The 12,256-nt window shown below is 70.3% G+C and carries 10 protein-coding genes; 3 read left to right on the top strand and 7 right to left on the bottom strand.

Features of this window, described 5'->3' with window-relative positions:
- Nucleotides 1-8 precede the first annotated feature (8 nt).
- The gene (locus tag ACIGCK_RS07945) at nucleotides 9-2,168 is read left to right on the top strand and encodes a 3-hydroxyacyl-CoA dehydrogenase NAD-binding domain-containing protein (RefSeq protein ID WP_396665172.1); all 2,160 of its coding nucleotides are present in this window, start codon (nucleotides 9-11) and stop codon (nucleotides 2,166-2,168) included.
- 17 nt (nucleotides 2,169-2,185) lie between these two features.
- On the opposite strand, the gene dxs is transcribed toward ACIGCK_RS07945, so the two are convergent.
- From dxs to dut, 5 genes are all read right to left on the bottom strand, one after another.
- A complete protein-coding gene (dxs, locus tag ACIGCK_RS07950) occupies nucleotides 2,186-4,138 on the bottom strand; it encodes a 1-deoxy-D-xylulose-5-phosphate synthase (RefSeq protein ID WP_396665173.1) in 1,953 nt (650 codons plus the stop codon).
- A gap of 165 nt (nucleotides 4,139-4,303) precedes the next feature.
- Entirely contained in the window at nucleotides 4,304-7,138 is a 2,835-nt protein-coding gene (locus ACIGCK_RS07955) for an aconitate hydratase (protein ID WP_396665174.1), read from the bottom strand.
- A gap of 151 nt (nucleotides 7,139-7,289) precedes the next feature.
- Nucleotides 7,290-8,015 (bottom strand): DUF3159 domain-containing protein, encoded by a 726-nt coding sequence (locus ACIGCK_RS07960; RefSeq protein WP_396665176.1) that lies wholly within the window; start codon nucleotides 8,013-8,015, stop codon nucleotides 7,290-7,292.
- Nucleotides 8,012-8,623 (bottom strand): DUF3710 domain-containing protein, encoded by a 612-nt coding sequence (locus tag ACIGCK_RS07965; RefSeq protein ID WP_330171839.1) that lies wholly within the window; start codon nucleotides 8,621-8,623, stop codon nucleotides 8,012-8,014. The genes ACIGCK_RS07960 and ACIGCK_RS07965 overlap by 4 nt, the downstream gene beginning before the upstream one ends.
- Entirely contained in the window at nucleotides 8,620-9,084 is a 465-nt protein-coding gene (gene dut / locus ACIGCK_RS07970) for a dUTP diphosphatase (RefSeq protein WP_396665178.1), read from the bottom strand. Before dut ends, ACIGCK_RS07965 begins: the two co-directional genes overlap by 4 nt.
- Nucleotides 9,085-9,096: 12 nt before the next feature.
- Between dut and ACIGCK_RS07975 the strand changes: the two genes are divergently transcribed.
- Nucleotides 9,097-9,588 carry a DUF3093 domain-containing protein gene (locus ACIGCK_RS07975; RefSeq protein ID WP_396665180.1) on the top strand — a complete coding sequence of 164 codons (492 nt, stop codon included), beginning with the start codon at nucleotides 9,097-9,099 and terminating at the stop codon, nucleotides 9,586-9,588.
- Here ACIGCK_RS07975 and ACIGCK_RS07980 read toward each other — a convergent pair.
- A complete protein-coding gene (locus tag ACIGCK_RS07980) occupies nucleotides 9,543-9,836 on the bottom strand; it encodes a DUF4193 domain-containing protein (RefSeq protein ID WP_330171836.1) in 294 nt (97 codons plus the stop codon). The genes ACIGCK_RS07975 and ACIGCK_RS07980 overlap by 46 nt on opposite strands.
- A 211-nt stretch (nucleotides 9,837-10,047) precedes the next feature.
- On the opposite strand from ACIGCK_RS07980, the gene sepH reads away from it, so the two are divergent.
- A complete protein-coding gene (gene sepH / locus ACIGCK_RS07985) occupies nucleotides 10,048-11,064 on the top strand; it encodes a septation protein SepH (protein WP_396665182.1) in 1,017 nt (338 codons plus the stop codon).
- Between the two features lie 35 nt (nucleotides 11,065-11,099).
- Here the strand turns inward: sepH and ACIGCK_RS07990 are convergent, their stop codons facing one another.
- Complete coding sequence (locus ACIGCK_RS07990; protein WP_396665184.1) at nucleotides 11,100-12,230, bottom strand: alkaline phosphatase family protein; 1,131 nt, start codon at nucleotides 12,228-12,230, stop codon at nucleotides 11,100-11,102.
- Nucleotides 12,231-12,256: the final 26 nt, after the last annotated feature.

Below are 12,256 nucleotides of genomic sequence, written 5' to 3' on the forward strand. Positions count from 1 at the left end.
GGACGCCGATGACCGACAGCGCCATCGCACAGTACGAGCACGTCGACTTCTCGCCCATCCAGAAGGCGACGGATGACGAGGTCGTCACGCACTCGCGCGTGCGGGACGTGAGACTCCCCTCCGGTCGCGTGCTGGCCCTGATCACCCTCGACAACGGCCGCGATCACACCCGACCCAACACGCTCGGCCCCGCGACCCTGACGCAGCTCGGCGAGGTGCTCTCGGCGTTGGCGGCCCGCGCCGCGGCGGGCGAGATCGACGCGGTCGGGATCACCGGCAAGCAGTACATCCTCGCCGCGGGCGCCGACCTCTCCGACATCACGAAGGTCGGCTCGAAGGACGACGCGCGACTGGTCGCGCAGCTGGGCCACAAGGTCCTGGGCTCCCTGAGCGAGCTGGGCGTGCCCTCGTTCGCGTTCGTCAACGGGCTCGCGCTCGGCGGCGGGCTCGAAATCGCGCTGAACGCGACGTACCGCACGGTCGACGCGTCCGCCGCCGCGATCGCGCTGCCCGAGGTCTTCCTGGGGCTCATCCCGGGGTGGGGCGGCGCCTACCTGCTGCCGAACCTCATCGGGATCGAGAACGCGCTCGAGGTCGTCATCTCGAACCCGCTGAAGCAGAACCGGATGCTCAAACCACAGCAGGCCTTCGACCTCGGCATCATGGATGCGATCTTCCCCGCGGCGTCCTATCTCGAGGACTCCCTGCGGTGGGCCGATCGCGTGCTCGGCGGAGACCAGAAGGTCGAGCGCAGGAACGCTCCCGGCCGGATCGAGCGCACCGTGAAGTGGCCCGTCGCGATCAAGATGGCGCGGGGGATGCTCGAGTCCCGGATCGGGTCCGTGCCGCGCTCCCCCTACGTCGCCCTCGACCTGCTCGAGCAGGCACGGTCGGGGACGAAGGCCGAGGGATTCGCGCGCGAGGACGAAGCCCTCGCAGACCTCGTCGTGGGCGACCAGTTCGCGGCATCCATGTACGCGTTCGACCTGGTCCAGAAGCGCGCGAAGCGACCCGTCGGCGCGCCCGACAAGGCGCTGGCGAAGAAGGTCACCAAGGTCGGCATCATCGGTGCGGGACTCATGGCCAGCCAGTTCGCGCTCCTCTTCGTGCGCAAGCTGCAGGTGCCGGTGCTCATCACCGACATCGACCAGGCCCGCGTCGACAAGGGCGTGGCGCACATCCATGACGAGATCGGCGCGCTCGAGGCCAAGGGCCGCCTGGACGGCGACACCGCCAACAGGCTCCGCGGGCTCGTGCGGGGCACGACCGACACGTCCGAGTACGCCGACTGCGACTTCGTCATCGAGGCGGTCTTCGAGGAGGTCGGCGTCAAGCAGCAGGTTTTCGCCGGCATCGAGGCGGTCGTCTCCGAGGACGCCATCCTCGCGACCAACACCTCCTCGCTCTCGGTCGCCGAGATCGGCGCGAAACTCGCCCATCCCGAGCGCCTCGTCGGCTTCCACTTCTTCAACCCTGTCGCCGTCATGCCGCTCATCGAGGTCGTGCGCACGGAGAAGACGACGGATGCCGCGCTGTCGACCGCGTTCGTCGTCGCGCGAGCACTGGGCAAGAAGGCCGTTCTCACCGCCGACGCCCCGGGCTTCGTCGTCAACAGGCTCCTCGCGAAGGTGATGGGCGAGGCCGCTCGCGCCGTCTACGAGGGCACCCCGGTCGGCGAGGTCGAGAAGGCCTTCGCCCCGCTCGGCCTGCCGATGGGACCGTTCCAGCTCATCGACCTCGTCGGCTGGAAGGTGGCCGCGCACGTTCAGGACACGATGGCATCCGCCTTCCCCGAGCGCTTCTACGCCAACGAGAACTTCCACGCGCTGGCCGAGCTCGCCGAGGTCGTCGAGAAGGACAAGGGCGGCCGCGTGACGGGCTTCACGAAGGCGGCGGAGAAGGTGCTGAAGGGGCACATCGGTCGCTCCCCGGCGTCGGCGGCCACGATCCTCGCACGCGTGCAGGACGGGCTCGCCGAAGAGATGCACGTCATGCTCGACGAGGGCGTCGTGCCCGAGGTCGAGGACATCGACCTCTGCCTCATCCTCGGCGCGGGGTGGCCGTTCATCGATGGCGGCGCATCGCCCTACCTCGACCGCGAGGGCGCCTCGGAACGCGCGTTCGGCGACACCTTCCACCACCCGCCCATCCGCGGCGTCGAGCGCTGAGCCCGGACGCCGCGGGCCTACGATCCCGCGGCGTCCGAGTGGATCTCGGCGAGCCACCCGGGCTCACCCGCGTTCTGACGGGCGACGGGCACACGGGTGCCCAGCACCTGGGCCACGACGTCCTGGGCGATCTTGGCTGCGGACAGACCCGCGTCCGCCAGGATCTGCTCCCGCGACGCGTGGTCGATGAAGGCGTCGGGCAGGCCGAGCTCGTCCACGGCGGTGTCGATCCCCGCCTCCCGGAGGACCTGGCGGATGCGCGTGCCCACTCCCCCGACTCGGATGCCGTCCTCGATCGTGATCACGAGACGGTGGCGGGCGGCGAAGTCGACGATCGACCCGGCGACGGGCACGACCCAGCGGGGGTCGACGACCGTGGCCCCGATCCCCTGCGCGGACAGCCGGTCCGCGACATCCAGCGCCAGGCCCGCGAACGGACCGATCGCGACGAGGAGCACGTCCTCCGCGTCGCGGCGCGCGAGGACGTCGACGCCGTCGTCCAGCCGCTCGAGGGCGGGGATGTCGGCTCCGACGGAGCCCTTCGGGTACCGAACGACCGTGGGCGCGTCGTCTACCGCGACGGCCTCCCGCAGGCTCTCGCGAAGTCGGGTCTCGTCGCGGGGGGCCGCGATGCGGATTCCGGGCACGAGCTGCAGCATCGCGAGATCCCAGATGCCGTGGTGGCTCGGGCCGTCCGGCCCGGTGACCCCCGCGCGGTCGAGCACGAAGGTCACACCGGCACGGTGCAGCCCCACGTCCATGAGCACCTGGTCGAACGCGCGGTTCATGAACGTCGCGTAGATGGCGACGACCGGATGCAGTCCTCCGAAGGCGAGCCCCGCCGCTGATGCCGCGGCGTGCTGCTCGGCGATGCCGACGTCGTACACGCGGTCGGGGAAGCGCTGCGCGAAGGGCAGCAGGCCGGTCGGCCGCAGCATGGCGGCCGTCATCGCGATCACGTCGGGGCGGTCCTCGCCGATGGAGACGAGCTCGTCGGCGAAGACGTCCGTCCAGGCGGTGGCACCGCCGGAGCCGAGCGTGCGACCGGTCGTGGGGTCGATGCGCCCCACGGCGTGGAACTGGTCCGCCTCGTCGTTGCGCGCCGGCTCGTAGCCGCGCCCCTTCTCCGTGATCGTGTGAACGATGACGGGAGCGCCGTAGTCCTTCGCGAGCGTGAGCGTCTCGAGCAGAGTCTTCATGTCGTGGCCGTCGATCGGCCCGAGATACTTGATGTCGAGGTTCGAGTAGAGCGCGGCGTTGTTCGTGAAACGGGAGAGGAACCCGTGAGTGCCGCCGCGCACGCCGCGGTAGACGGCGCGTCCGACGGGACCGAAGCGGTCGAAGAACGAGTCGCTGCTGCGGCGCAGCGTGCGATAGGTGTCGGTCGTCCGCACACGGTTGAGGTGCCGGGCGATACCGCCGATCGTGGGCGCATAGGAGCGGCCGTTGTCGTTGACGACGATCACGAGGTTGCGGTCGTTGTCGTCGGAGATGTTGTTGAGGGCCTCCCACGTCATCCCGCCCGTCAGCGCACCGTCGCCGACGACGGCGACCACGTGACGGTCGCGGCGTCCCGTGCGCGTCAGGGCGCGGGAGACGCCGTCGGCCCAGCTCAGCGAACTCGATGCGTGCGAGGACTCGACGATGTCGTGCTCGCTCTCGCTGCGCTGCGGGTAGCCGGCGAGGCCGCCGCGCGAGCGGAGAGCGCTGAAGTCCTGGCGTCCCGTCAGCAGCTTGTGGACGTAGGACTGGTGGCCCGTGTCGAAGATGATCGGATCCTCCGGCGACTGGAACACCCGGTGGAGCGCGAGCGTCAGCTCCACCACGCCGAGATTCGGGCCCAGATGACCGCCCGTGCGTGCGACGTTCTCGACGAGGAACGAGCGGATCTCGGTGGCCAGGTCCTCCAGTTCGTCGACGCTCAGCGCGTCCAGATCGCGAGGACCGGTGATCGACGACAGCAAGCCCATGTGCGCCCCTCCTTCGACCGGCGATGACGCCGGCGATCGGATCAGTCTACGGGGCGGGGCTCGAGCGGGGCCGCCCGCCGCCGCCCCGGCGAGCCGGATCGCCCGCCCCGTAACGCGGGGGCCCCCGCCACCGCCGAGGCGATGCCGGGGGCCCCTGCGTTCCGGTCAGACCAGGCTGCGCAGCACGTACTGCAGGATGCCGCCGTTGCGGTAGTAATCGGCCTCACCGGGGGTGTCGATGCGCACGACCGCCTCGAACGTGACGGTCTGCTTGCCCTCGGGGGAGAACTCGCTGGGCTCCGCCGTCACCGTCACCGTCTTCGGCGTGACGCCCTCGTTGAGCTTCTCCAGGCCCGTGATCGAGACGACCTCGGTGCCGTCGAGCCCGAGGGACTCCCAGCTCTTGCCGGCGGGGAACTGCAGCGGCACGACGCCCATGCCGATGAGGTTCGAGCGGTGGATGCGCTCGAAGCTCTCGGTGATGACCGCCTTGACGCCCAGCAGGCTCGTTCCCTTCGCGGCCCAGTCGCGAGACGAGCCCGACCCGTACTCCTTGCCCCCGAAGATGACCAGCGGGATGCCCTGCGCCTGGTAGTTCTGGCTCGCGTCGTAGATGAACGACTGCGGCCCGCCGGGCTGCGTGAAGTCGCGCGTGTACCCGCCCTCGACCACGGCGCCGTCGTTGACCGCGCTCACGAGCGCGTTCTTCAGGCGGATGTTCGCGAAGGTGCCGCGGATCATGACCTCGTGGTTGCCGCGGCGCGAACCGTAGGAGTTGAAGTCCTTCTGACGGACGCCGTGCTCCTCGAGATACTTCGCGGCCGGGGTGCCGATCTTGATGTTGCCGGCGGGGCTGATGTGGTCGGTCGTGACCGAGTCGCCGAGCGTGGCCATGACGCGGGCGCCACGGATGTCGGTGACGGGCGTCAGCTCCATCGTCATGTCGTCGAAGTAGGGCGCCTTGCGCACGTACGTCGAGTCCTGGTTCCACTCGAACACAGGGCCGGTCGGCGTCGGCAGGTTCTTCCAGCGCTCGTCCCCGTCGAAGACCGTCGCGTACTGCTTGATGAACTGTTCGCGGGAGATCGAGGAGTCGATGACCTCCTGCACCTCGTCGGGTGCGGGCCAGATGTCCTTGAGGAAGACGTCGCGACCTTCGGAGTCCTTGCCCAGCGGGTCGGTCTCGAAGTCGAAGTTCATCGACCCTGCGAGGGCGTAGGCCACCACCAGCGGCGGTGAGGCGAGGTAGTTCATCTTCACGTCGGGGCTGATGCGACCCTCGAAGTTGCGGTTGCCCGACAGCACGGCGGTGACCGCGAGGTCGTGGTCGTTGACCGCTGCCGAGACCTCCTCGATCAGGGGTCCCGAGTTGCCGATGCAGATCGTGCAGCCGTAGCCGACCGTGTAGAAGCCGATCGCCTCCAGCGACTTGTCCAGGCCCGACTTCTCGTAGTAGTCGGTGACGACCTTCGACCCGGGGCCGAGCGTCGTCTTGACCCACGGCTTGCGCTGCAGGCCCTTCTCCACGGCCTTCTTCGCCAGGAGGCCCGCGGCGATCATCACCGACGGGTTGGACGTGTTCGTGCACGAGGTGATCGCGGCGAGGGTGACGGCGCCGTTGTCGATCGTGTACGGCGCACCCTCCGACGGGGTGATCCGGATGGGCTTGGACGCCGCGGCGGGACCACCGCTGGAGATGTGCACCTCGCCCGTCTCGATCTCCTCCTCGCCGGGCGCCCCGCCCGGGTCGGACGCGGGGAACGAGCCCTGCGACTCGAGGTCGACGATCGACTCGGACGTCGTGACCGAGGCGTAGTTCAGGATGTCCTTCTCGAACTGGGCCTTCGACTCCGACAGCAGGATGCGGTCCTGCGGGCGCTTCGGACCGGCGATCGAGGGGACGACCGTGCTGAGGTCGAGCTCCATGTACTCGCTGAACGAGGGCTCACGGCGCGCGTCGTGCCAGAGCGATTGAGCCTTGGCGTACGCCTCGACGAGCGCGACGGTCTGCTCGTCGCGCCCGGTGAGCCGGAGGTAGTCGATGGTGACGTCGTCGATGGGGAACATCGCCGCCGTGGATCCGAACTCCGGGCTCATGTTGCCGATCGTGGCGCGGTTGGCCAGCGGCACGGAGCCGACGCCCTCGCCGTAGAACTCCACGAACTTCCCGACCACGCCGTGCTTGCGGAGCATGTCGGTGATCGTCAGCACGACATCCGTCGCCGTCACGCCGGCCGGGATCTCCCCGGTCAGCTTGAAGCCCACGACGCGCGGGATGAGCATGGAGACGGGCTGGCCGAGCATGGCCGCCTCGGCCTCGATGCCGCCGACGCCCCAGCCCAGCACGCCGAGGCCGTTCACCATCGTCGTGTGCGAGTCGGTGCCGACGCAGGTGTCGGGGTAGGCGCGGAGCACGCCGTCGACGTTGCGATCGTAGATCACCTTCGCGAGGTGCTCGATGTTGACCTGGTGCACGATGCCGGTGCCCGGGGGGACGACCTTGAAGTCGTCGAACGCCGTCTGGCCCCAGCGCAGGAACTGATAGCGCTCGCCGTTGCGTTCGTATTCGATCTCGACGTTGCGCTCGAGGGCGTTCTCGGTGCCGAAGAGGTCGGCGATGACGGAGTGGTCGATGACCATCTCGGCGGGCGAGAGCGGGTTGATCTTGTCGGGGTCGCCGCCGAGCTTCGTGACGGCCTCGCGCATCGTGGCCAGGTCGACGATGCAGGGCACGCCGGTGAAGTCCTGCATCACGACGCGCGCGGGCGTGAACTGGATCTCGGTGTCGGGCTCCGCGTCAGGATCCCACGACCCGAGTGCCTCGATCTGCGCCTTGGTGACGTTGGCGCCGTCCTCCGTGCGGAGGAGGTTCTCGAGGAGGACCTTGAGGCTGAACGGGAGCTTGTCGTAGCCCGGGACCGTGTCCACCCGGAAGATCTCGTAGTCGGTGTCCCCGACCCTCAGTGTGTCCTGTGCTCCGAAGCTGTTGACCGATGCCACGATGCCGTCTCCTCCAGTCGCTGCGACCACTCGCCGCTGACCATCTTCGTCGGGGCCCTGCGCCGCGGCTAGCAAGGCGAGCCTTACCGGTCGGGCGCCTGCCCCGGGGCGGTAGCGAGCGCAGATTTATCTCGATGTCGAGATAAATGTATCAGGTGCGCGGTGCGGGGTAGAGAGCGCGGACGGCGAGCCACGTCACCGCGAGCATGGGCGCGAACAGCGGAAGGCCCATGACGAGCTTCAGCGTGCCGAGCGCCGTGACGTCACCCGCGAAGTAGAGAGGCAGCTGCACGGCCAGCCGGGCGGCGAACAGCGCGGCCCACGCGATCGTGAGCCAGAAGAAGACCCGGCGCTTGCGGCGATCGGCGCGCCACGCGGTGCCCTCCCCCATGAGGGCGCCGGCGGCGAGCCCGATGAGAGACCAGCCCACGAGGGCGGAGATCAGCAGCGCCGATCCGTAGAGCCCGTTCGTGATGAAGCCCGGGACGAAGTTGTCCTCGGCGCGCCCCGTCCACAGCGCGAGCGCCGCCGCGGCACCCGTTGCGACCAGCCCGCCGATCGCGGCCTGCACCGGCGAGCGTGCGATCAGACGAGCCGCCGTGAACACGACGGCGAGACCGACCGAGAGACCCAGGGCCCACGGAAGGTCCTGCCACACGGTGTAGACGAGCAGGAAGACGAGGCTCGGCAGGACCGACTCGAGGATGCCGCGCCAGCCGCCCATGCCGCGCCAGACGACGTCCCTGGTGGTGGTCGCATCCGCCGGATCGAGGCCTGCCCGACGGGCCGCGTCGGCGAGGGCTCCGCCAATCACGTCCTGCGGCGCCGGCTCGGGCGGGATCAGCGGATCGCGGGGAGGATCGGGCTCGGCGCTCACGACGCCCCGGGGGTGGAGGGCATCTTCAGCGGGATGAACTCGCGCGGCGGCATAGGCGATCCGCCGCGGACGACGACGATCGACCGGAACAGGTCCTCGACCTTCGCGGCGGCCTCGAGGTCTGAGGCGGCGGCACCGCCGATGACACCGCGCAGGAACCATCGAGGGCCGTCCACCCCCACGAAGCGGGCGAGGCGCTTGCCCGACGCCGCCTCGGCCCCCGCCATCACGGGGACCTCGGCCAGCAGCTCGGGACCGAGCGGACCTTCCCGCTCCTCCACACGGCCGCCCTGCGTGCGCACCTGCTCCCGGATCTGGGCGCGTGTCTCGTGCCAGAGCCCCGCCGAGCGGGGAGCCGCGAACGGCTGCACCTGCAGCGTGGAATCGGCGTAGTCGAGGCCGACCGCGACGATCCGCTTGGACTGCTCCTCGATCTCGAGCCGGAGGTTCAGCCCCTCCCGCGGAAGCACCTTGATGCCGCCGAGGTCGATGTAGGGGCGCACGGGATTGGCCTCGGCCTCGTCGAACGGCCCGGCGGTCGCACGATCGGCCGGCGCCGACTTCGGGGCCTGCTCGTTCCCAGGATCGGTCGTCTGCTCATCGCTCATGCCGGAAGGTCCTCTCGTTCATCGGCCGCACGGTACCCCGTCGACCCGAATCCGCCTGCCCCGCGAAGGCTCTCGGGGAGCTCTTGGACGGGGACGAAGGTCGCCCGCACCACGGGCATGACGATCAACTGCGCGATGCGGTCCCCGACGGCGATGTCGTAGGGCTGCTCGGCGTCCGTGTTCAGGAGCGAGACCTTGATCTCGCCGCGGTAGCCCGCATCGACGGTGCCCGGGGAGTTCACGACCGTGATGCCGTGCTTGGCGGCGAGGCCGCTGCGAGGGACCACGAACGCGGCGTACCCCTCGGGGAGCGCGATCCGCACGCCTGTGCCGACGAGCGCGCGGCGACCGGGCTCGAGGCGCACCGCTTCCGAAGCGACCAGATCCGCGCCCGCGTCACCGGGGTGGGCGTAGGACGGAGTCTCGGGCGCGATAATGAATACGTCCACGGAATCGGTCACTCATCGAGGGTAATGCAGAAGCTACAGCCGACCTATCGCGAGCGCCTGGCCCCGTCGCTGTGGTTGCTCGTCTCCGCAGCGGTGCTCGCGCCGATGGCCTCACTCGTCCTGGTGCCGCTCGATCCCACCCTGTCGCTGGCGGGCGGTGTGATCGTCGGCGTCGCGGCGGTGTGCGGGGCGATCTGGCTCGCCCCGCGCATCGAGGTACGCGGAACGACCCTGCGCGCCGGGCGAGCGCACATCGACGCCAGCTGGCTCGGGACGCCCAGCCCCCTGTCCGGTGACGATGCCCGCCACGCGCGGGGACCGGGCCAGGATGCCCGGGCCTGGAACCTCATCCGCGGCGGGATCGACGGGCTCGTCATCGTCCCGGTCGAGGATACCGACGACCCTGTCAGCGCGTGGGTCGTCTCGTCCCGGACCCCCGATCGGCTGGCCGCCGCGATCGAACGCGCGCGTTACGCGGCGCAGTCCTTGCAGACGAAGCCGATCGAGTCCTCGTGATCGACCTGCGAACGGTGCTTCACGAGGAAGCAGCTGACGCAGGTGAACTCGTCCTCCTGCGGGGGCAGCACGACGACGTCGAGCTCGAGGTCGGAGAGGTCGGCGCCGGGCAGGTCGAAGCTCGTGGGGTTGTCGGAGTCCTCGACGTCGACAGAGCCCGAGAGCTTGTCGGGCACGCGCTCCTTCAGGGCCTCGATCGACTCGCTGTCGTCCTCGGTCTTGCGGGGGGCGTCGTAGTCCGTTGCCATGGGGTGAGAGTCACTTCTTCCGTCTGATGCAGGTGGTGCGCGCCGAAATGGGCGGCGCTAGTTTGCACGAGAGGCGGTCAATAAGCAAATGCGTCGTTGTCGCCGTGTCGCGATGGGCTCAAACCGGCGGCGCGCCCGCGATATTCCCGGCGGTGCGAGGCGAGCGTGACACCATGACTCCACACGGAACCAGTGGAAGAGGACGTGTTCGATGCAAGAGCTCAAGGTGATCCGCACGGAGGACGATCGGCTGATCGTCGCGACCGAGGCGGGACAGACGTTCGCCCTCGTGATCGACGAGGTGCTGCGCGCCGAGGTTCGTCGAGCGCGGAGCGCGGCCGACGCGGGCGACGACCCGCGGGCGGCCCGGCCGAGCCCCCGGGAGGTCCAGGCCCACATCCGCTCGGGTCTCTCGGCCCGCGAGGTCGCCCAGCTCCTGGGGGCCAGCCTCGAGGATGTCGAGCGCTACGAGGCGCCCGTCCTCGCCGAGCGCGAGCACATCGTCGGCCTGGCGCTGGCGGTCCCGGTCCTGCTCGGCGCCGTCGACGACGCCGATGCGCAACCCACCTTCGGCGCCGCCATCCGCGCGAAGCTCGAGGAGGTCGGGGCGACCGGCGAGCGGTGGACCAGCTGGAAGGACGCCGGCGGCTGGGTCATCAAGCTCGAGTTCCGCGTCGCGGACATCGATCACGACGCCCGCTGGAGCTTCGACCACCGCCGCGGCGCCCTGTCGCCGCAGAACTCCGACGCCACGCAGCTCTCCCGTCAGGGTTCGCTTCCCGACGGCCTCATCCCCCGCCTTCGCGCCCTCGACGCCGCCCCCGGCATCAAGGACGAGACGCGATTCGACAGCGGCGCCTTCGGACCGCGGAAAGACATCGGCCCCACCGATCCGGGCCGTCCGGCCGGGGCGTCGGATGCCGCCGTCAAGCGCGCGACCGAGCCGGTCGCCACGAGCGCTGAGACCGCGGATCTCCTGGAGGCGCTCCGGCGGCGACGCGGCCAGCGCGAGCCGGCCCCCGAGAGCCCGCCGGAGACGACCGCTCCCCCCGTCGCGCACGCCCCCGTCGCGCTGTTCGACGCCCTCGAGCCCGGCTACGGCTCGGCCCCGGAGGAAGCGAGCGGCGACGACACCGCGGCGGAGCCGGCCACCCGCCGGCGCGGCGCCCGCTCCTCGCTGCCGTCGTGGGACGAGATCGTCTTCGGCGCGCGGGGTGACGCGGACTGAGGCACTCCTCGGGCCGGTGACACGGTCACACGTGGTCACCGCCGCGAGAAGGCTCCGAGCCTGATGAGCGGGACGAGTCTCTCGTCGGAGGTCAGGGAGCCGTGCTGCCCGACCATGGACTGCCCCGCCTTGTCGCGCGTCCGGTCGTCGTAATACGCGACACGGGCGCGGGCGGCCACGAGAACATCGCCGATGCGGGGCGCGACGTCCGGGGTCACGTCGCCGAACAATCCCGCATCGATCGCCTCGCTCCGGCTCATCACCCACGCCCGGGCGGACTCCGCGGTCCGCCACGCGGACAGCAGACGATCGGCATCCCCCGGGTGCGCGTGCAAATGGAGCATCCGCGGCTCGCCCGCGACGACCTCGACGCCGTCGAGCAGGGGGTTCCCTTGCTCGAGCAGGACGTGACCCCGACGCGGGACGTCGATCATGCCGTGATCGGCCGTGACGAGCGCGCCGACATCCTCCGGCAGCGCCGCGGCGAACGCGCGCACCGCGGCATCCACCGTCTCGAGGCCGTCCGTCCACTCGCCCGACTCGATGCCGTGACGATGCCCGAGCACGTCGAGCTCAGGCGCGTAAGCGTACACGATCGCACCGTCGTGCCGTGCGGCGGTGTCGGCCGCGAGCAGAAGCCGTTCGGCGACATCCGCCGCCGAGAGGAACGTCGCCCCGCGGAAGGACGCCCGGGTGAAGCCGCTGCCCCGGTACTCCTCACGGCTGACGATGAACGCCGACGCATCGGCGTCCTCGAAGAGGGTGCGCGCGCGCTGCCAGCTCTCGGGATCGAGCCCATCCCTCTCCCACCCGCTGAGCTGGTTGGCCGCGTGAGGCGTGCCCGGCACCCGCACGCGGTATCCCACGATGCCATGCGCGCCGGCGTCCACGCCGGTCATGAGGCTCGTCAGCGCCGTCGCCGTCGTCGTGGGGAAGACCGAGCGCGCGACGTCCTTCGAGGACATCGCCGAGGTGAGGAACCGCGCGTGGCCCGCGCGCGACGAGAGCGTCGCCTTGCCGAGACCGTCGACGAGCACGATGACGGCGGAGCGGGCGGCGGGGAGCCAGCCGTGACCCGCGGGGCGCGTCACGGCGTCGCGGAGACCCGGCAGCAGCGCGGTGAGGCTCCGGGCGTGGCCGGGCTCCGCCGGTAGCATGAGGGTCATCGGGGTCAGTCTCGCACAGCGTGCGG

The sequence above is a fragment of the Microbacterium sp. NPDC078428 genome, assembly GCF_044542535.1.
GTDB classification, from domain to species: Bacteria; Actinomycetota; Actinomycetes; order Actinomycetales; family Microbacteriaceae; genus Microbacterium; species Microbacterium limosum.

Bases quoted from the DNA above. Each gene is read 5' to 3' on its own strand.
- sepH (WP_396665182.1), top strand. From the start codon at position 10,048: ATGCAAGAGCTCAAGGTGATCCGCACGGAGGACGATCGGCTGATCGTC.
- ACIGCK_RS07990 (WP_396665184.1), bottom strand. From the start codon at position 12,230: ATGACCCTCATGCTACCGGCGGAGCCCGGCCACGCCCGGAGCCTCACC.
- ACIGCK_RS07975 (WP_396665180.1), top strand. From the start codon at position 9,097: ATGCAGAAGCTACAGCCGACCTATCGCGAGCGCCTGGCCCCGTCGCTG.
- ACIGCK_RS07945 (WP_396665172.1), top strand. From the start codon at position 9: ATGACCGACAGCGCCATCGCACAGTACGAGCACGTCGACTTCTCGCCC.
- ACIGCK_RS07980 (WP_330171836.1), bottom strand. From the start codon at position 9,836: ATGGCAACGGACTACGACGCCCCCCGCAAGACCGAGGACGACAGCGAG.
- ACIGCK_RS07965 (WP_330171839.1), bottom strand. From the start codon at position 8,623: ATGAGCGATGAGCAGACGACCGATCCTGGGAACGAGCAGGCCCCGAAG.
- dxs (WP_396665173.1), bottom strand. From the start codon at position 4,138: ATGGGCTTGCTGTCGTCGATCACCGGTCCTCGCGATCTGGACGCGCTG.